At 62.9% G+C, this 19,705-nt stretch carries 18 protein-coding genes; 14 read left to right on the top strand and 4 right to left on the bottom strand.

The genetic code is table 11. The annotated features are described in order from the left end of the window. Positions 1-302: 302 nt before the first annotated feature. Positions 303-989, bottom strand: a complete 687-nt coding sequence (locus Q0L30_RS23900; RefSeq protein ID WP_296662816.1) for a response regulator transcription factor — start codon at positions 987-989, stop codon at positions 303-305. A gap of 127 nt (positions 990-1,116) precedes the next feature. Here Q0L30_RS23900 and Q0L30_RS23895 point away from each other — a divergent pair, with 127 nt between their 5' ends. After that, positions 1,117-1,347, top strand: a complete 231-nt coding sequence (locus tag Q0L30_RS23895) for a DUF3717 domain-containing protein (RefSeq protein ID WP_296662814.1) — start codon at positions 1,117-1,119, stop codon at positions 1,345-1,347. 48 nt (positions 1,348-1,395) lie between these two features. Here the strand turns inward: Q0L30_RS23895 and Q0L30_RS23890 are convergent, their stop codons facing one another. Further along, positions 1,396-1,701 carry a 4a-hydroxytetrahydrobiopterin dehydratase gene (locus Q0L30_RS23890; RefSeq protein WP_296662811.1) on the bottom strand — a complete coding sequence of 102 codons (306 nt, stop codon included), beginning with the start codon at positions 1,699-1,701 and terminating at the stop codon, positions 1,396-1,398. 259 nt (positions 1,702-1,960) lie between these two features. On the opposite strand from Q0L30_RS23890, the gene Q0L30_RS23885 reads away from it, so the two are divergent. Continuing rightward, positions 1,961-2,452 (top strand): Lrp/AsnC family transcriptional regulator, encoded by a 492-nt coding sequence (locus Q0L30_RS23885; RefSeq protein ID WP_296662818.1) that lies wholly within the window; start codon positions 1,961-1,963, stop codon positions 2,450-2,452. Between the two features lie 62 nt (positions 2,453-2,514). On the opposite strand, the gene Q0L30_RS23880 is transcribed toward Q0L30_RS23885, so the two are convergent. Together Q0L30_RS23880 and Q0L30_RS23875 are read right to left on the bottom strand one after the other, a co-directional pair. Continuing rightward, positions 2,515-3,039 carry a class IV adenylate cyclase gene (locus Q0L30_RS23880; protein WP_296662809.1) on the bottom strand — a complete coding sequence of 175 codons (525 nt, stop codon included), beginning with the start codon at positions 3,037-3,039 and terminating at the stop codon, positions 2,515-2,517. 222 nt (positions 3,040-3,261) lie between these two features. Further along, positions 3,262-4,149: a LysR family transcriptional regulator gene (locus Q0L30_RS23875; RefSeq protein WP_296662806.1), complete on the bottom strand. Its 888-nt coding sequence runs from the start codon at positions 4,147-4,149 to the stop codon at positions 3,262-3,264. A gap of 170 nt (positions 4,150-4,319) precedes the next feature. Between Q0L30_RS23875 and Q0L30_RS23870 the strand changes: the two genes are divergently transcribed. The 12 genes from Q0L30_RS23870 to Q0L30_RS23815 all read left to right on the top strand — a co-directional run bounded on the left by Q0L30_RS23870 (position 4,320) and on the right by Q0L30_RS23815 (position 19,698). Further along, complete coding sequence (locus tag Q0L30_RS23870) at positions 4,320-5,843, top strand: CoA-acylating methylmalonate-semialdehyde dehydrogenase (protein ID WP_296662804.1); 1,524 nt, start codon at positions 4,320-4,322, stop codon at positions 5,841-5,843. A 126-nt stretch (positions 5,844-5,969) separates the two neighbouring features. Further along, complete coding sequence (locus Q0L30_RS23865) at positions 5,970-7,682, top strand: GMC family oxidoreductase (RefSeq protein WP_296662802.1); 1,713 nt, start codon at positions 5,970-5,972, stop codon at positions 7,680-7,682. Positions 7,683-7,874: 192 nt separating this feature from the next. Then, positions 7,875-8,654 (top strand): ABC transporter ATP-binding protein, encoded by a 780-nt coding sequence (locus tag Q0L30_RS23860; RefSeq protein ID WP_296662799.1) that lies wholly within the window; start codon positions 7,875-7,877, stop codon positions 8,652-8,654. Then, the gene (locus Q0L30_RS23855) at positions 8,651-9,406 is read left to right on the top strand and encodes an ABC transporter ATP-binding protein (RefSeq protein WP_296662797.1); all 756 of its coding nucleotides are present in this window, start codon (positions 8,651-8,653) and stop codon (positions 9,404-9,406) included. Before Q0L30_RS23860 ends, Q0L30_RS23855 begins: the two co-directional genes overlap by 4 nt. Positions 9,407-9,566: 160 nt before the next feature. Further along, positions 9,567-10,787, top strand: a complete 1,221-nt coding sequence (locus Q0L30_RS23850; protein WP_296662795.1) for an ABC transporter substrate-binding protein — start codon at positions 9,567-9,569, stop codon at positions 10,785-10,787. An 89-nt stretch (positions 10,788-10,876) separates the two neighbouring features. Continuing rightward, complete coding sequence (locus Q0L30_RS23845; RefSeq protein WP_296662793.1) at positions 10,877-11,761, top strand: branched-chain amino acid ABC transporter permease; 885 nt, start codon at positions 10,877-10,879, stop codon at positions 11,759-11,761. Then, positions 11,761-12,732, top strand: coding sequence for a branched-chain amino acid ABC transporter permease (locus Q0L30_RS23840; RefSeq protein WP_296662790.1), 972 nt, complete (start codon positions 11,761-11,763; stop codon positions 12,730-12,732). The genes Q0L30_RS23845 and Q0L30_RS23840 overlap by 1 nt, the downstream gene beginning before the upstream one ends. A gap of 1,230 nt (positions 12,733-13,962) precedes the next feature. After that, the gene (locus Q0L30_RS23835) at positions 13,963-14,226 is read left to right on the top strand and encodes a hypothetical protein (protein WP_296662788.1); all 264 of its coding nucleotides are present in this window, start codon (positions 13,963-13,965) and stop codon (positions 14,224-14,226) included. 1,019 nt (positions 14,227-15,245) lie between these two features. After that, the gene (gene mnmG / locus Q0L30_RS23830) at positions 15,246-17,204 is read left to right on the top strand and encodes a tRNA uridine-5-carboxymethylaminomethyl(34) synthesis enzyme MnmG (protein ID WP_296662786.1); all 1,959 of its coding nucleotides are present in this window, start codon (positions 15,246-15,248) and stop codon (positions 17,202-17,204) included. Further along, a complete protein-coding gene (gene rsmG, locus Q0L30_RS23825; protein ID WP_296662783.1) occupies positions 17,201-17,896 on the top strand; it encodes a 16S rRNA (guanine(527)-N(7))-methyltransferase RsmG in 696 nt (231 codons plus the stop codon). Before mnmG ends, rsmG begins: the two co-directional genes overlap by 4 nt. Positions 17,897-18,004: 108 nt before the next feature. Beyond that, entirely contained in the window at positions 18,005-18,775 is a 771-nt protein-coding gene (locus tag Q0L30_RS23820) for a ParA family protein (RefSeq protein ID WP_293033596.1), read from the top strand. Positions 18,776-18,810: 35 nt separating this feature from the next. Further along, entirely contained in the window at positions 18,811-19,698 is an 888-nt protein-coding gene (locus Q0L30_RS23815; protein WP_296662780.1) for a ParB/RepB/Spo0J family partition protein, read from the top strand. Positions 19,699-19,705 lie beyond the last annotated feature (7 nt).

The raw sequence follows: 19,705 nt of genomic DNA, 5'->3' as shown, positions 1-19,705 counted from the left end.
CGGACCCATTTTACGCGGGTGGACGCGCCTGCGGCAGAGTAGGGCCTGGTGGGACTATTGGGGGCCGCCCGGAGGCTATGCGGATGCTTTGAGCGGTGCATCTCCGCGCGACGATCAGGAGATCTGCAGATTGCGCGGCGCACGCTACGGCTTCGCGCCTGGCGCGAGGCCAGACGCAAAGCGCAAGCGGGAACGAGGCGGCGTACTGGAGGGCGCCGCCTGGTGGGAGCCTCGCAGGCCTCTTCTTCTGCCCCTCGCGACGTGCAAGGGGCCTGGAAAGGGCCATGGCGCGAGGCTGGGCCTCAGGCGGCCTGGCGGATTTCCTGCAGCAGGTAGCCGAAGCCGCGCACCGTGACGATCTCGACACGGCAGTTTTCGAGCTTCTTGCGCACGCGGTGCACGTAGACTTCGATCGCTGTATCGCCGAGGTCGCCGCCGAAGTGCGTAAGATGGTCCTGAAGCTGGGCCTTGCTGACGACGCGGCCGTGACGCAGCAGCAGCATTTCGAGCACGGCGAATTCGCGCGGCGAGAGTTCGAGCGGTTTGTCTTCGTTGAAGATGCGGCGATCGACGCCCGAGAGACGCACGCCGCCAAGCGAAACTTCGGGGCGCGGCACGTCGCCGTGCGGACCGCTGCGGCGCATCACCGCGCGAATGCGCGCTTCGAGTTCCGCGGGTTCGAACGGTTTGAGCATGTAGTCGTCGGCGCCCGAATTCAGGCCCTGGACGCGGTCATTCAGCTCGTCGCGTGCGGTGAGGATAATGACGGGCGTGTGCCGGTTGCTCTGGCGGAAGCGCGCGAGCAGCGTCATGCCGTCGATGCCGGGCAGACCGAGGTCGAGGATCACGAGTTCATGGCGATTCTGCGTGAGGGCCTGCTCGGCGAAGATGCCGTCGTGGACCATGTCCACCGTGAAGCCGGCTTGCTCGAGGCTGGACTGGATACCGCGTGCGATGGGGCGGTCGTCTTCGATCAGAAGGAGTCGCATGGGATTCGCTCAAGTACAAATGGGTTTAGCGTTTGAGGCACGCAGTTCGTGAAGCGCCGCTCGATGCAGGTAACCTGCACGACAGCTAGCGGCGCCGCGTGCAACGATTGCGCGAGTCACGATCAACATGTCCGATATTTCGATTACCGAACTCGAAGCCGCGATCAACTTCTGGCGCAACCGCTCGCCCTCGCGTGGCGACGAACTCTCGTTGTGCAAGGAAGCTAGCGCGCTTTCCAAGCCGTATGCGCTGATGATTGTACAGCGTCAGAACACCATGTCGGCGGAACGTTTGGACCCCATTGCCCGAGCCGCCTGGGAATCTTACGTATCCCTCAAGAATGGCCTTCAACCTTGAAGGTTTGGGAACTTCTCACCCTGCATTCAGCTTTCAGTCTGCGCATGCTCACACACTGAGTGGACCCGGCGCAATCGAGTCGATAAAGCGTGCGAGCGCGATATCGCGCGCAGTAAGGCCGTCGGCTTCATGCGTCGAAAGCGTAATTTCGACGCGGCTATAAACATTGAACCATTCCGGATGGTGATTCATCTCCTGCGCCTTGATTGCGACGCGCGTCATAAAGCCGAACGCTTCGTTGAAATCGGCGAAACGGAAGGTGCGCGCAATGGCGTCGCGGCCCGCGACGGACTGCCAGCCGTGGAGATCGGCGAGCTGGGTGGCGCGCTCTTCTGATGTGAGGCGGTTGATCATGTCTGCACCTGTCATGGAATGGGCGCCCGCTCGGCGTTTTGCGCTGTGCGAGCACCGGACACCGCGCGAAACCCGCGCGCGCGGGTGGCGCGCGGACGAATGGCGGTAGATCGACTATTTTTTCACGGATATCGGCAGGGTGCGAGCGCTCCCGCGAGACGGCAAGGTCGCACTGCCCGGCGCCGCAGGAATGGGGCTCGGCGATGGTGTGTCATGCAATAATCGCGCATTAATAACCGGATTCGTGCGTAATTTCGTCATGCTGGAACTCGATCACTTTGATCTCGCGCTGCTCGACGTGCTGCAGCGTTTTGGCCGTGCGACGCACCAGCAGCTCGCGGAGCGGGTGCCGCTCTCGCCGTCGCAGATCGGCAGGCGGTTGCAGCGGCTGGAGGCAACGGGCGTGATCGACGGCTTTCGCGTCGTGCTGCGGCCCGAAAAGCTCGGTCTCGGCGTCACGGCGTTCACGAGCCTGAAGCTGAAACATCACGGGGATTCGGTGATGGAGCAGTTCCGGCAGCAGATTGACGCGCTGCCGGAGGTGCTGGAATGCCATGCGGTGGTGGGCGACGCCGATTATTTACTGCGCATCGTGGCGCCGGATCTGAACGCGCTGTCGTCGTTCGTGATGAAGAAACTGATGCACGTGCCCGGCGTCGACAGCGTACGCTCGAATATCGTGCTCACCACGTTCAAGCGCAACGGGCCGCTGCCGCTCGGGCATCTGGAGCCGGGCGCGTCCGCGCCCTGACTCCGCACCCTTTATTCCACGTCTTTATTCCGCGGCCTGACGCAACGCATCAGGCCTGCATTTCACGCGGATACCGGTGCATTGAGCAGATCGACGTAGGCACGCGCCACAAGATCGCCTGCTTCGACGCCGAGCTTTGCGAACATCGCGTGCGCCTCGGCTTCGCCGTCTTGCTCGTCGTCATCGGGCGCTAGCACCACTTCCAGTTCGACGAAATCGCCCAGGCCGTCCACGCGGTCCAGATGGATGCGCGTACGGCCCACCAGATACACATGGCGCTCCTTCGAGACGATCCCGCGCGTCGTCAGCGCCGTGGCGAGCAGCGCGTGCATCGCTTCGGCGTTCGTGACCGGGCTGCGCGTGTAGTACGAGACTTTCGGGCCGTCGCGGTCGTCGCGCTGATAAAAAATCAGCTCGGGCGGCGTGCCGTCGTCGAACTGACGCAGCTTCAGCCGGCCGCGGGGCACGTCGTAGAAAAAGTCCTGTTGGCGAAAGATCAGCGGCGCGTCGGACGCAAGCTGGGCGGCACGCGTGCGCAGCGCGTCGAAGTCGCGGGCGCGGGCTTTGATTTCGATGTTGCGGGCCATGCAGGGCTCCTGTGGAACGAGGTAACGATGAGCGGGGCACGAAGCGCACCGTGCCGAACCGAATCGTCCGGCTTCGATTGGTTATCGCCTGTTGATCGATGGGTGATCGGCGCGGGCGAACATCGAATCTAACAAACCTTGCGTGACGACGCCGTTACACCGCCGATGTCTTCGTGCCGGTCGCGTGTTAGTCGAATGCAGCGGCGCCCTCATGAGCGCGGCTCATATCGCCCACTGCGTTTCGATGGCCTTGAGCGCCGCGGCGATGGCGGGCTCGTTGCGGCGCGACGCGAGCGTGATGAAAGTGAGTTCGGTGGGCACCGTCACGCCTTCGACGATCGTCAGCGCGTGCGCGTGCGCCTCCGCAATGGCGATGGAATCGCGCGCGAGCGTGAGCCCGACGCCCGATTTCACGAGGTCGAGCATCGACGGCTCCTGATCGACTTCCGCGACTTTCACGGGTTTTGCGTCGACCGCCTCGAAAAGGCGCGTGAGCAGGCGATTGTGCGCGGAGGCGGGCGGCGTCCAGATCCACGGCAAGGCGGCGAGCGCGCGCCAGTCGCGTGCGCCTTTCACGCGGTCTTTCCAGCCTGCGGGCGCGAGCACGCGGTACTGGAAGCGCGTGAGCGTAATGGCGTGGAAGGTTTCGGCGTCCGGGCCGGGCTGGCCGATGTAGTAGCCGACATCGAGTTCGCGCGAGCGCACCTGGTCGATCACCCAGCCCGACATGCCGTGGCGCAGCGCGGTTTCGATCTGCGGCCAGGTTTCGACGAGTTGCCGAAGAAACCCGCCGAGGCGCAGAAACGCCGGGTCGAGGATCGTGCCGATGCGCAGCTTGCCGCGCACTTCGTGACGCAGTGCAGCAGCGGCGCGCTGGACGTCGCCCGCGGCGGCGAGCGCGCGCTCGGCGTGCGGCAGCAGCGCCTGGCCGTCGCGCGTGAGTGCGAGGCCGTGGGCGGTGCGCGTGAAGAGCGTCACGCCGAGCGCTTCCTGCAAGTGCTTGATCTGCAGGCTCACGGCCGGCTGGGTCAGATGCAGGTGCGTGGCCGCGCGCGTGAGATTGCCCTCGCGTGCGACCGTGACGAACGCGCGAAGCAAGGTCAGGTCCATATCCTGATATTAGCGCGCCTTATATCGCTGTTGAGCATTAATCATTGGATCGCTGCACGGATTGCCGATTAGGCTTCTGACTATCCAGACGGTGAGGCGTGTGGTCGCATGCCGGCGGCGCGCGAACACCATACATAACACCGCACATTCTTCCAACAAACGAGGCATCCATGGGCGAGACACATCTGAACGAAACCGGCGTTCGCACGCTGACGCATTTCATCGGCGGCAAGCCGCTCGACACCCAAAGCGAGCGTTATGCCGACGTTTTCAATCCCGCGCTCGGCAAAGTGAGCGCGCGCGTGCCGCTCGCGAGCGTGGCCGACGTGAACGCGGCTGTTGCCGCAGCCCACGCCGCATTCCCGGCGTGGAGCGAGATGGCGCCCGTCAAGCGCGCGCGCGTCCTGTTCAAGTTCAAGGATCTGCTCGACCAGCACCACGACGAACTCGCCGAATTGATTACGCGCGAGCACGGCAAGGTGTTCTCGGATGCGAAGGGCGAAGTCATGCGCGGCATCGAGGTCGTCGAATTCGCGTGCGGTATTCCGAATCTGCTGAAGACCGACTTCACCGACCAGATCGGCGGCGGCATCGACAACTGGAACCTGCGTCAGCCGCTGGGCGTCGTGGCCGGCGTCACGCCGTTCAACTTTCCGATGATGGTGCCGTGCTGGATGTTCCCGGTCGCGCTCGCGTGCGGCAACACGTTCGTGCTGAAGCCTTCGGAGCGCGATCCCTCGGCGTCGCTTCGCCTTGCCGAACTGCTCAAGGAAGCGGGCTTGCCCGATGGCGTGTTCAACGTCGTCCACGGCGACAAGGTGGCCGTGGATTCGTTGCTCGCGCACCCGGATGTTGCGGCGCTTTCGTTCGTCGGCTCGACGCCGATCGCCGAGTACATCTATACCGAAGGCGCAAAGCACGGCAAGCGCGTGCAGGCGCTGGGCGGCGCGAAGAATCACCTTGTCGTGATGCCCGACGCCAATCTCGACCAGGCCGTCGACGCGCTGATCGGCGCGGCTTATGGTTCGGCGGGCGAGCGCTGCATGGCGATTTCGGTGGCGGTGGCCGTGGGCCATGTCGCCGACGAACTGATCGAGCGTCTGACGCCGCGCGTGAAGGCGCTCAAGATCGGCAACGGCATGGACAGCGCTTCGGAGATGGGGCCGCTCGTGACGGCGGCGCACCGCGAGAAAGTGAAGGGCTATATCGATGCGGGCGTGAAGGCGGGAGCGAAGCTCGTGGTCGACGGCCGCGCGCATGCGCCCGAAGGACAGGACGACGGTTTCTTCCTCGGCGGCACGCTGTTCGACAACGTGAAGACCGACATGACGATCTACAAGGACGAGATCTTCGGTCCGGTGCTCGCCGTGGTGCGCGTGCCCGACTTCGCGAGCGCCGTCGAACTCATCAACGCGCATGAGTTTGCCAATGGCGTTGCGCTCTTCACGTCGGATGGCGGCATCGCGCGCGCGTTCTCGCGCCAGATCAAGGTCGGCATGGTGGGGATCAACGTGCCGATTCCGGTGCCGATGGCGTGGCATTCGTTCGGCGGCTGGAAGCGCTCGCTGTTCGGCGACCATCATGCTTACGGCGAAGAAGGCGTGCGTTTTTACACGCGCTACAAGAGCATCATGCAGCGCTGGCCGGACAGCATCGCCAAGGGCGCGGAATTCACGATGCCCGTCGCGAAGTAAGCGCCCGCGCAACGCTTGCAGTGAACAGGCGGCGGCGCGTACCGCCGCCTGAAAAAATACAATCGGCATGTAACGCAGCAGGTCCGCACGGCGGCCCGCCTGCGTCGGACCGGATGGGAGACAAAAATGCCAGCAACGAGCGAAGCACCGCGCGCATCGTCGTCCTCGCGTCGCCTCGAAGGCGAATTCGATTATGTAATCGTCGGCGCCGGCACCGCGGGTTGCGTGCTCGCCAACCGTCTGAGCGCCGATCCCAACGTCTCCGTGCTGTTGCTCGAAGCGGGCGGCAAGGACGACTACCACTGGATTCACATTCCGGTCGGATATCTCTACTGCATCGGCAATCCGCGCACCGACTGGCTCTATAAAACCGTTGCCGAAGCGGGCCTGAACGGGCGCGCGCTCTCCTATCCGCGCGGGCGCGTATTGGGCGGATCGTCGTCGATCAACGGCATGATCTACATGCGCGGCCAGCGTGAGGATTACGACGCGTGGGCGCGCGCATCCGGCGATGCAGGCTGGTCGTGGGAATCGGTGCTGCCGGTGTTTCGCAAGAGCGAGGACTATCACGGCGGCGCGACCGAATTTCACGGCGCGGGCGGAGAATGGCGCGTCGAGAAACAGCGGCTCAAGTGGAAGATTCTCGAATCGTTCGCGCACGCGGCGCAGGAGCAGGGTATTGCCGCCACGGACGATTTCAATCGCGGCGACAACAGCGGCGTTGGCTATTTCGACGTGAACCAGAAACGCGGCGTGCGCTGGAATGCGTCGAAGGCGTTTTTGCGCGCCGCGATGAAGCGTCCGAATATCACTGTTGTAACGGGCGCGCTCACCGAGCGCGTGATCTTCGAAGGACGCAGGTGCGTTGGCGTCGAATATCGCTGCGGCGATGTCGCTTGCGTCGCGCGCTCGCGCGGCGAAGTGATTCTGAGTGCGGGCGCCGTGAATTCGCCGCAATTGCTCGAACTCTCCGGCATCGGCGATATGCGACGGCTCGCGCCGCTCGGCATCGACGTCGTGCAGGATCTGCCCGGCGTGGGCGAGAATCTGCAGGACCATTTGCAACTGCGCATGGCGTATCGCGTAGACGGTGTGCGCACGCTCAACACGGCGTCGGCGCACTGGTGGGGCAAGCTGAAAATCGGCCTGCAATACGCGCTGTTTCAAAGCGGGCCGATGTCGATGTCGCCGTCGCAGCTCGGTGCGTTCGCCAGGTCCGATCCCGACGACCCCGCGCTCACGCGCCCCGACCTCGAATATCACGTGCAGCCGCTTTCGCTCGACCGCTTCGGCGAGCCGCTGCACCGCTTCAATGCGTTCACTGCATCGGTCTGCAATTTGCGGCCCACGTCGCGCGGCAGCATCCACATCGTTTCCGCCGATCCTTCCACCGCGCCTGCGATCGCGCCGAATTACCTTTCTACCGATTACGACCGGCACGTAGCCGCCAATGCGTTGCGCCTCACGCGCCGCATCGCGGCGTCGCCCGCGCTCGCGCGCTACAAGCCGCGGGAAATTTTGCCGGGCGTGGCGTTCCAGACCGAAGAACAACTGGTCGAAGCGGCGGGTAATGTCGGCACGACGATCTTTCATCCGGTGGGCACCTGCCGCATGGGCCGCGCCGACGATGCCGACGCGGTCGTCGATTCGCGCCTGCGCGTGCGCGGCGTGACGGGCTTGCGCGTGGCCGATGCATCGATCATGCCGTTCATCACATCGGGCAACACGAATTCGCCGACGCTGATGATCGCCGAGCGCGCGGCGGCCATGCTGCTCGCCGATCGTCACGAGGGCGCGAACGCACGCGCCGGTTCCGCCGCGCATATGACGGAAGTGTGAATGCGGTCGTGCGAAGAAGGACGTGTGAAACGGGCGCGAAGGGCGCGGAGCACATTGAGCGCGACGCGGGATGAAGTGTTTGCCCCATAAGTGCAAATCCCAATGATTGCGGTGCATCATTGGCGCGACAATGCGCGGGAGCGGGCAGAGCGCGGACAGCGCGCCGCGCCTTTACTATGCGTGGAAGGGGACATGATTCTCAGCGACACGATTCTGGAGACGCGCGGACTGACCAAGCAGTTCAAGGGCTTTACGGCCGTGAACGGCGTGAATCTGCGCGTGTGCCGCGGCACGATCCACGCGCTGATCGGACCCAACGGCGCAGGCAAGACCACCTGCTTTAATCTGCTCACCAAATTTCTCGAGCCGAGCGCGGGGCGCATCGTATTCAACGGTGTCGACATCACGCATGAGCGGCCCGCGCAGATCGCGCGGCGCGGCATTATCCGGTCGTTTCAGATTTCCGCGGTGTTTCCGCACCTCACGGCGCTGCAGAATGTGCGCATCGGATTGCAGCGCTCGCTTGGCACCGCTTATCACTTCTGGAAAAGCGAGCGCACGCTCGCCGAACTCGATGATCGCGCAATGGATCTGCTCACGCAGGTCGGCCTGACCGACTTCGCCGCCGTGCCGACCGTCGAACTCGCTTACGGGCGCAAGCGCGCGCTCGAAATCGCCACGACGCTCGCGATGGAGCCTGAATTGATGCTGCTCGACGAGCCCACGCAGGGCATGGGTCACGAAGACGTCGACCGCGTGACGGCACTCATCAAGAAGGTTGCGAGCGGGCGCACGATCCTGATGGTCGAGCACAACATGAACGTGATTGCGGGCATCTCCGACACGATCACCGTCCTGCAACGCGGCGAAGTGCTGGCGGAAGGCAGCTATGCCGAAGTGTCGAAGAATCCGCTCGTGGCCGAAGCCTATATGGGCAGCGCGGACGCGACCCTCATCGGAGCCCACGCATGAGCACGGTGACGGAAAACGAAAACGTCGACGCTGCCGCCGTGGAGGACGAGCCCGCACTCGCGATCTCGGGGCTGCAAACCTGGTACGGCGAATCGCACATCCTGCACGGCGTGGATCTCTCCGTGGCGCGCGGCGAAGTCGTCACGCTGCTCGGGCGCAACGGGGCCGGGCGCACGACCACGCTGCGCGCGATCATGGGCCTCACGGGGCGCCGCACGGGGTCGATCCGTATCGGCGGGCGCGAGACGATCCATATGCCCACCTATCGCATCGCGCATTGCGGCGTCGGTTATTGCCCGGAAGAGCGCGGCATTTTCTCGAGCCTCTCGTGCGAGGAGAACCTGCTGCTGCCGCCGCTCGTGAACGCGGGCTCGAACGGCATGTCGCTCGACGAGATCTACTCGATGTTCCCGAATCTCGCGGAGCGCCGTCACAGCCAGGGCACGCGCCTTTCCGGCGGCGAGCAACAGATGCTGGCCGTCGCGCGCATCCTGCGCACGGGCGCGAACCTGCTGCTGCTCGACGAGATCTCCGAAGGCCTCGCACCCGTGATCGTGCAGACGCTGGCGCGCATGATCGTCACGCTCAAGGCGCGCGGCTACACGGTCGTGATGGTCGAACAGAACTTTCGCTTTGCCGCGCCGCTGGCCGACCGGTTCTACGTGATGGAGCACGGCCATATCGTCGAGCACTTCGGCGTTGCCGAGCTCGAGGGCAAGATGCCCGTGCTGCACGATCTGCTAGGCGTCTAGCGTTCCGGGTTTCGGATTGCGCGCGGCGCGAGGTGCCGCACGCGAGACGTCTTGCCGTGATTTGCTGCCTTGATGTATCGATTCGATGTTTTGATTCGCTGTTTTGATTCAGCTTGTCGCTTCGATAACTATGACTATGCAACCAAAGAAGGAGACTGCAATGAGGAAAACGACGTTCGCGCGGCTCGCGGGCCTGGTCGCCGCCGCAGCGGCTTCGATGACGCTTGGCGCAGGCAACGCGCAGGCCGCTGGCGATACGGTGAAGATCGGCTTCATCACCGACATGTCGGGACTCTACGCGGACGACGACGGCCCGGGGGGGCTCACGGCGATCAAGATGGCGATTGCCGACTTCGGCGGCAAGGTACTCGGCAAACCGATCGACCTCGTGTACGCAGACCACCAGAACAAGGCGGACATTGCAGCGTCGAAGGCGCGCGAGTGGATCGACCGTGACGGCATCACGCTGCTGTTCGGCGGTACGAACTCGGCGGCGGCGCTCGCGATGAACGACGTCGCGAAAGAGAAAAAGAAGGTGGTGTACGTCAACACCGGCGCGGGCACGGACGATCTCACGAACAAGCAGTGCACGCCGTACACGATTCACTACGGTTACGACACGGTTGCGCTCGCAAAGGGCACCGGCCTTGCCGTGGTCAAGCAGGGCGGCAAGTCCTGGTTCTTCCTGACCGCCGACTACGCGTTCGGCAAGTCGCTCGAAAAGAATACGGCCGACGTCGTCAAGGAGAACGGCGGCCAGGTGGTCGGCGAGGTGCGCCATCCGCTTTCGGCATCGGACTTCTCGTCGTTCCTGCTGCAGGCGCAGTCGTCGAAGGCGCAGATTCTCGGCCTTGCGAACGCGGGCGGCGACACGGTCAACGCGATCAAGGCCGCGAAGGAATTCGGCATCGACAAGACGATGAAGACCGCCGCGCTGCTGATGTTCCTGCCTGACGTGAAGAGCCTCGGGCTCGACACGACGCAGGGCCTCGTGCTGACGACCGGCTGGTACTGGGACCAGACCGATGCGTCGCGCAAGTGGGCGCAGCGCTATTTCGACCAGACGAAGAAGATGCCGTCGGAGCTTCAGGCAGCCGACTATTCGTTCACCATGAATTACCTGAAGGCGGTGCAGGCGGCGGGTACGACCGACCCGGACAAGGTCATGGCGAAGCTGAAGAGCACCAAGATCAACGACTTCTACACGCAGGGCGGCTATATCCGCCAGGACGGCGTGCTGATTCATGACATGTATCTCGCCCAGGTCAAGAAGCCGTCGGAGTCGAAGGGCCCGTGGGATCTCTACAAGATCGTCGCGACGATCCCGGGCGATCAGGCCTATACGTTGAAGAAGGACAGCACCTGCGCGCTCTGGAAGTAAGCGCATCCGCGCTCTGGCATGACGCCGCGCGGCGCCTGTAGTGCGCCGCGCGGCGTCATGAGTGCGCACAACCGTTAATGGCGGCTTTCATGACGATCTTTGGCATTCCGCTGCCGGCAATGCTGAGCCAGTTGTTGCTCGGGCTCGTGAACGGGTCGTTCTACGCGATCCTGAGTCTCGGCCTCGCGGTGATCTTCGGCATGCTCAACGTGATCAACTTTGCCCACGGCGCGTTGTTCATGCTGGGCGCGATGCTCACATGGATGGGCCTTGCGTATTTCGATCTGCCGTACTGGGCGATGCTCGTGGTCGCACCGCTGGTGGTGGGCGCGTTCGGCATCGTGATCGAGCGTACGATGCTGCGCTGGCTTTACCGGCTCGATCATCTGTACGGACTCCTGCTGACGTTCGGCATCACGCTTGTCGTGGAAGGCGTGTTCCGCGCGATCTACGGCTCGTCCGGCCAACCTTATGACGTGCCGGAACTGCTCTCTGGCGCAACCAATCTCGGCTTCATGTATTTGCCGAACTATCGCGCGTGGGTGGTCGTCGCTTCGCTTGCCGTGTGCTTCGCGACCTGGTTCATCATCGAGAAGACGCGGCTTGGCGCCTATTTGCGCGCGGGCACGGAAAATCCCAAGCTCGTCGAGGCGTTCGGCATCAACGTGCCGCTCTTGATCACGCTCACCTATGGCTTTGGCGTCGCGCTGGCGGCATTCGCGGGCGTGCTGGCCGCGCCCGTGATTCAGGTGTCGCCGCTCATGGGCCAGCCGATGATCATCACCGTGTTCGCCGTGGTCGTGATCGGCGGGATGGGATCGATCATGGGTTCTATTCTCACTGGCCTGCTGCTCGGCGTGATCGAGGGCTTCACGCGCGTGTTCTGGCCCGAGGCGTCGGCAACGGTGGTGTTCGTGATCATGGCGATCGTCCTGCTGATTCGCCCGGCAGGCCTCTTCGGCAAGGAACGGTGATGCAAAGAAAAGCGCTTTATGGACTGCTGCTGATCGGCCTGATCGCCGCGCCGTTTGCGGGTGCGTATCCGCTCTTCGTGATGAAGGTGCTGTGTTTCGCGCTGTTCGCCGCGGCGTTCAATCTGTTGATCGGCTACACGGGATTGCTCTCGTTCGGTCACGCGATGTTCCTCGCGACCGCGGGCTATCTGACCGGCTATACGATGCAGTCGCTGAACTTCACGCCCGAGCTTGGCGTGCTGGCCGGCACGGCGGCGGCAACACTGATCGGCGTCGTGACCGGTTTGTTCGCGATTCGTCGACAGGGCATCTACTTCTCGATGGTGACGCTCGCGCTCGCGCAGATGGTCTATTTCATCTACTTGCAGGCGCCCTTCACGCACGGCGAGGACGGCTTGCAGGGCGTGCCGCGGGGCAATCTGTTCGGGGTGCTGCCGCTCGCATCGGATCTCGTGCTCTATTACGTCGTGCTTGTCGTGATGGTGCTCGCGTTCTTGCTGATCGTGCGCATCGTGCATTCGCCGTTCGGGCAGGTGCTGGGTGCTATCAAGGAGAACGAGCCGCGCGCGATTTCGCTCGGCTACGACACCGACCGCTTCAAGCTGCTCGCCTTCGTGCTCTCGGCGGGGCTTGCGGGGCTCGCCGGTTCGCTCAAGGTGCTCGTGCTCGGCTTCGAGACGCTTGGCGACGCATACTGGACGCTGTCCGGACTCGTGATCCTGATGACGCTCGTCGGCGGCATGGGCACGGTTTTCGGGCCCATTGTCGGCGCGGCGTTGATTGTTTCGCTCGAGGATCGGCTGGGCGATATCGGCACGGCGCTGGCGTCCGTCACGGGCGTTGGCTGGTTTAATTCACTTGGCGAGTCTGCGACGATCGTTACGGGCCTTATTTTCATCGCGTGCGTGCTGGCGTTCCGGCGCGGCATCGTCGGCGAGATTGTTGCGCGTGCAAGGATCTTGCGAGCGTGAGTTTGCGCGTTTGTTTTGCTGTGCGTGCGGTTTCCGCTGTGTTTGCGCTGTGTGTGTCCTGCGTTTGCGTTGTGATACGCCGGTGCTTTCGTCGCGTGAGCGATTGCGCCCGGAGCGCGCCAATTCGGTGCCGCGCTGCACGACTAGGGTAAATGCTAGTTGCCGCGCAAGGAGCTGACGATTAAAGTTTGAGCTAGTTCTGATGCACCGAATTTGCAGGTGGAGGACGAGGAGACAACTGAGGCACAAAGTGCCCGGAAAAGGAAGCGCTGTTGGACGGGAGTCCAACAGCGCTTTTCATTTTAGCCGCCGGTTTTTCTGCCGTGTAGCTTTCCTCTGCTTTTTTCTTTGTCGCGCGTCGCGTTTCTCATGCGCGCAAATCCATTCCTCTTTTTAGCGTGAAAGTCAGCGTGTGGCGCAGTTGAAGCCCGCTGTCTGCACGCCCGTTATCCGGTGGGATGCGCTTGCAGGCGCAACAGCCGTTCTGCTGGATTCATCTTTCTGCGTCGATCAAATTGTCTGGTTAATGTGCTGAGCGAATTCGGCGTGCCGAATTCGCTTGTGCTGTTCGACGTGGTCGCTGGCTGGAATCACGTCATTTGAGCGGTTTGGGCTGTATGTGCGCGTACAGGTGGGTCTGCGGCGGGCAGGCGTAGTGCGCGACTTTGTTGTTGTAGCACGCGATTCGCGCGGGGCTGAAGCTGCCCGACGTGGACGCTGACTGGAATCGCGTCATTTGAGCGGCCTGGGCTGCAAGTGCGCGTACAGGTGGGTCTACGGTGGGCAGGTGTAGTGCGCGGCTTTGTTGTTGTAGCACGCGCGATTCCCGCGGTGTTGAAAACAGGGCAGTGGGGCGCAGAGGTGTTGTGCTTGCGAACATCAATGATCTGCTTGTCTCGTGTGGCTATCACCAACATGGCGGCGGCCGACCACAACGCTATCGACGACCGTCTGTACGGACGATTCAGCGTCATGCGATGCAGCGCACTCACGCTGTTCTTGTCACCGGCAGCATCCGGTACGCCGTACGTCGTCGTCGATCCTGTCTCTCCGTTTTTTCGATGCGTGTAGCGCTTCCATTTTTTCTGCGCCGCCTGGTTTCGGGAAGATGCGTGCATGGAATGATCGATTGCCGCGATTCTCGCGCAAGGTGGCGCCACGATAGATTCGACCTGCGCGTTAGTCTCGCTGGCGTTTTCCGTCCGACGGACGATTTTCATTCCGAAAGGCGTGTTCGTCTCGCGCGGCGTGCGCGCCGCGTTGCCGCCACAGATAGACCTGAGCTGGATCGACGTGCTGCCTGCTGAGTCTTTATTCTCGGCTCGCTTAATAAGGGCACAGGACGCGCGCTTGCATGCTGAAACTGCAATGCCGTTCGGTCTGAATCACGGTGTCGAATATCTGGTGATCACAGTGGTGGTGGTATCGCGTAAGTGTTTGGCGCAGTGCTCGGCGAAACGGAATCCGGCTGCGAAATCGGAAATGAGCAACTGACCGTGTCTCTGTGCACGCTGAAGGCCGCAGCTTGAGCGCGCGGGTAGTTAAACATCGCAAGGGCTTTGTGATGAATCGGGTGGAGCGGCTGGTTGCGATGGCGTTCGATGCGCGGAACGCATGGGATCAGGACGGAGCATGAGCGCGCGGGTAGTTGAACATCGCAAGGGCTTTGTGATGAATCGGGCGGAGTGGCTGGTTGCGATGGTGTTCGCTGCACGGATCGCATGGGATTTGCAGAGGACGTGCAACCGAACCCCGCCGCGCGGGAAGCGCTCTTTGGCGGCGTGAAATGACTGGGATCGACTTATGACGCGTTGGACGTTTTGAGCGTCACGATTAGCAGCGGCCGGATCGATGCACTTGATCGCGTGGTGATGAAGGTTGAGGCGGCGCCAATTGTCTTGATGATCGACCGAACGGCACAAGTGAGTGGATGGTGCGCGACGCGATCATGCGAGGGCGTCGCACAACCTGGCGATGAGTGGTGCGCTATCGGTGGAGCAAGGTGACGTCCGTTACGTGTCGGCACTGGCGGGTAGGGGAGTGCTGCATCCTCGATCGGTGCGATGACACGCGAGAGCCAATATTTCGGGCGACGAGCGACGAATGCTCGTCGTGAAAATGCTTTCGCGCATCGTCCGCGCGTGGCGTCAGAAGCGGGGGATGGCTGCTCATCGAGCAGAGCAGGTGCACGGTGCGGCAGATTCCTGATCATGGCTACGTGCGGGAAACCGGCGACACGACGCTCGAGAACGAAACCAAAGAACTAGCGCAAATTCCACAAACGACCGAAGCCTGTCTCAATCGGATGGAGAAATCCGACCGAAAAACCGCATCTACGTGCTCTATATGTTGTTCACGAAGCTAGGTGTTTCACGTGAAACAGCCAGATTTTTTCGCTCACGCATGGAACGAAATTCGGGCGTGAACGGACCAAATCTCGAAACCGTTATAATTCGCGCATCCCACACTTTTCTGAGAAGGCTCACGCGGTTCGCCGTGCGTGAGGTCCGGCTATGCTTTATCCCACAGAGTTTGACGTAATCGTTGTCGGCGGCGGTCACGCCGGTACCGAGGCCGCGCTTGCTGCCGCCCGCATGGGCGTCAAGACGCTTCTGCTCACGCACAACATCGAAACGCTCGGTCAGATGAGCTGTAATCCGTCCATCGGCGGTATCGGCAAAGGTCATCTGGTCAAGGAGGTCGATGCTCTTGGCGGCGCCATGGCTGCTGCCACGGACGAGGGCGGCATCCAGTTCCGCATCCTCAACTCCTCAAAGGGCCCGGCTGTGCGGGCAACCCGCGCCCAAGCCGACCGTATTCTGTACAAAGCCGCGATCCGCCGCCGCCTGGAAAATCAGCCGAATCTCTGGTTGTTCCAGCAGGCTGTCGAGGATCTGATGGTTGAAGGCGACCGCGTGGTGGGTGCGGTGACGCAAGTCGGCATTCGTTTCCGCAGTCGCGCGGTCGTGCTGACGGCGGGAACATTCCTCGACGGCAAGATCCACGTTGGCCTGAATAATTACACGGGCGGGCGGGCCGGCGACCCGGCTGCGGTGACGCTGTCTGCGCGCCTGAAGGAACTGAAGCTTCCTCAAGGGCGCCTGAAGACCGGTACTCCCCCGCGTATCGATGGTCGCACTATTGATTTTTCGGTGCTCGAAGAGCAGCCGGGCGATCTGGATCCGGTGCCGGTGTTTTCGTTCCTTGGCCGCGCCGAGCAGCATCCGCGCCAGATTCCGTGCTGGGTCACACATACGAATTCACGCACGCACGACATCATCCGTGGCGGGCTCGACCGCTCACCGATGTACACGGGCGTGATCGAAGGCGTGGGTCCGCGCTACTGCCCGTCAATCGAGGACAAGATCCACCGCTTCGCGTCGAAGGAATCGCACCAGATTTTCCTCGAGCCGGAAGGGCTGACGACCAACGAGTTCTACCCGAACGGGATCTCGACAAGTCTGCCGTTCGACGTCCAGCTGGAGCTTGTTCACTCGATGCGCGGCCTGGAGCACGCGCATATCCTGCGTCCGGGCTATGCCATCGAGTACGACTATTTCGACCCGCGCGGGTTGAAGTCGTCGCTGGAGACGAAGTCGATCAATGGCCTGTTCTTTGCGGGCCAGATTAACGGAACGACCGGCTACGAAGAAGCTGCTGCACAGGGCGTGCTGGCGGGGATTAACGCTGGCCTGCAAGTACAGGGCAGAGACGCATGGTGCCCGCGCCGCGACGAGGCCTATCTGGGTGTGCTGGTCGACGATCTGGTGACGCGCGGCGTGTCCGAGCCGTACCGTATGTTCACGAGCCGTGCAGAGTACCGCCTGAGCCTGCGCGAAGACAACGCAGACATGCGCCTGACCGAGATTGGCCGCGAACTGGGCGTCGTGGACGACGCCCGCTGGGATGCGTTCTGCCGCAAGCGCGATGCTGTTTCACGTGAAACAGAGCGCTTGAAGTCGACATGGGTGAATCCAAAAACGCTGTCTGCCGATGAAGCAACGGCACTGCTCGGCAAGCCGATCGACCGCGAATACAACCTTGCTGATCTGCTGCGCCGCCCGGGCGTCAGCTACGACGGCGTGTGTGGTTTGCGCGAGGGTACGTGCGGACCCGACGCTCCGCTGGCCGACGACGAAATCCTGCTCGCGCAGATCAAGGAGCAGATCGAGATCGGCATCAAATATCAGGGCTACATCGACCGTCAGGCGGACGAAATCGAGCGTAACGGCGCCCATGAGAATACGCGGTTGCCGGAGGGCATTGATTACGCCGAGGTGCGTGGTCTGTCGTTCGAGGCTCGCCAGAAGCTCAATCAGCATCGCCCGGAAACCATCGGTCAGGCGTCGCGTATTTCGGGCATCACGCCCGCCGCGATCTCGCTGCTGATGGTTCACCTGAAGCGCGGCCTCGGCCGTCGGCGCCAGGATCCAGCGGATTCCGGCACCGACAACACGCCGGTGGCCCAATGACGGGGCGCGCACGGCAACCCGGCATTGCAGATCGCGCGGCCCTGGCGCAATTGCTGGAGGAGGGCGCACAGGCGCTTGCCGTCGAACTCAGCGATCGGCAGAGCGCGCAGCTGCTCGATTACGTCACGCTGCTTGCGAAGTGGAACGCGGTCTATAACCTGACCGCGATCCGCGACCCGCGCCAGATGATGATCCAGCACATCCTCGATTCGCTCTCGATCCTGCCGCATCTTCCGGTGCGTGACGGCCTGGCGGTGCTGGACGTCGGCTCCGGTGGCGGACTGCCGGGCATCGTGCTCGCCATTGTGCGGCCCAACTGGCAGGTGACGCTCAACGACATCGTGCACAAGAAGAGCGCGTTCCAGTCACAGGCGAAGGCCGAACTGGGTCTCGCGAATCTCTCGGTGGTGACGGGGCGGGTCGAGTCGCTGCGCCCAGGAATCGAAATCCCGAAAAAATTCGATTTGATCGTCTCGCGGGCATTCGCGGAACTCGTCGATTTCGTTACACTGGCCCGGCATCTGGTCGCTGACGGCGGCGCAATCTGGGCGATGAAGGGTGTACGTCCGGAAGGCGAGATCGAGCGCTTGCCGGACGGTGCGCAGGTGCTTCAGACCATCCGGCTCGCGGTGCCGATGCTCGATGCAGAGCGGCACCTGATCGAAGTGTCGGTCGAGCCGGCAGCAGCATGATTCTCCGCCTGCGCCGGGCGTCAATTGAACCAACGGCCAGGTCGACGCGCGGTACGCGCGTGATAACGTAAGCAAACTCTTTACGGCAGCAAAAGGGACACCCCAAAGATGGCAAAAATCTTCTGCGTTGCGAACCAGAAGGGCGGCGTCGGCAAGACGACGACAACGGTCAATCTCGCCGCGAGCCTCGCATCGCAGGGACAGCGTGTCCTTCTCATCGATCTCGACCCGCAGGGCAACGCCACGATGGGCAGCGGCATCGACAAGGCCGCATGCGAGAACACGGTATACGAAGTGCTGGTGGACGGCGTGACCGTGCCGGACGCGCGCACGCGCCCTGAGGCGGTGGGCTACGACGTGCTTCCCGCGAATCGGGAGCTGGCCGGCGCCGAAGTGGAGCTGGTTTCGGTGGCGCAACGCGAGCGTCGTTTAAAAAACGCACTCGCGGAAGTCGACGCCGACTACGACTTCGTGCTGATCGATTGCCCGCCCGCGCTGTCGCTGCTGACGCTCAACGGCCTGTGCGCCGCGCACGGCGTGGTGATCCCGATGCAGTGCGAGTACTTCGCCCTCGAAGGGCTCTCCGATCTGGTCAACACGATCAAGCAGGTTCACGCGAACATGAATCGCGACCTGAAGGTGCTCGGCTTGCTGCGCGTGATGTTCGACCCGCGCATCACGCTTCAGCAGCAGGTATCGGATCAGCTGAAAGAGCATTTCGGCGACAAGGTTTTCGACGCGGTGATTCCGCGTAACGTGCGCCTCGCAGAGGCGCCCAGCTACGGACTACCGGGCGTGGTGTTCGATCGCGCGTCACGCGGCGCGCAGGCGTACGTGCAGTTTGGCGCCGAAATGATCGAACGGGTGCGCGCACTCTGATGCTCGCCGCGTCCACTGGAGACTAAGGAATCACGATGAACGCAGTAGCACGGAAAAAAGGGCTGGGCCGCGGGCTGGAAGCCCTGCTGGGCGGCAGCGCCGACATTACCGAAGCGGTGAAGATCGACAGCGCGCCGAACACGCTGCCGCTCGCGAAGATGCAGGCGGGCAAGTACCAGCCGCGTACACGCATGGACGAGGGCGCGCTGCAGGAACTGGCCGCGAGCATCCGCGCACAGGGGCTCATGCAGCCGATCCTCGTCCGGCCAATCGACACGGACCGCTACGAGATCATCGCGGGCGAGCGGCGTTTTCGCGCGGCGCACCTCGCAGGATTGATCGAGGTGCCGGTTCTGGTGAAGGACGTGCCCGACCAGGCCGCCGCCGCCATGGCGCTGATCGAGAACATCCAGCGTGAGGATCTCAATCCGCTCGAAGAGGCGCAGGGCATTCAGCGCTTGCTCGACGAATTCCATTTCACGCACGAGCAGGCCGCGGAATCGGTTGGCCGCTCGCGCAGTGCGGTGTCGAACCTGCTGCGTCTCCTGAATCTCGCCGCGCCGGTGCAAACCATGCTGCTCGCCGGCGACCTCGATATGGGCCATGCGCGCGCGCTGCTGGCCGTCGATTCCGCCACGCAGATCCAGCTGGCCAATCAGGTGGTCAACAAGCGCATGTCGGTGCGCGAGACCGAGCGGCTGGTGTCGGCCACGACGAAGGCCGCGCCGACGGTAAAGGCGAAGGTGGCGCACGATGGCGGCCGCGACACGCGGCGTCTCGAAGAAGAACTGTCTGATCTGCTGGCCGCGACGGTGAAGATCAAGTTGGGTCGTCGCGGGCGCGGGCAACTGACCGTCGATTTCGGCGATCTCGACGCACTCGACGGCATTCTCCTGCGCCTGCGCGGCGAAACGGCTGTCTGACGCGGCG

This window comes from Paraburkholderia sp., assembly GCF_024281035.1.
Lineage (GTDB): Bacteria > Pseudomonadota > Gammaproteobacteria > Burkholderiales > Burkholderiaceae > Paraburkholderia.
Note: the sequence above shows the minus strand (reverse complement) of the source record. Positions and strands in the feature narration are given on the sequence as shown.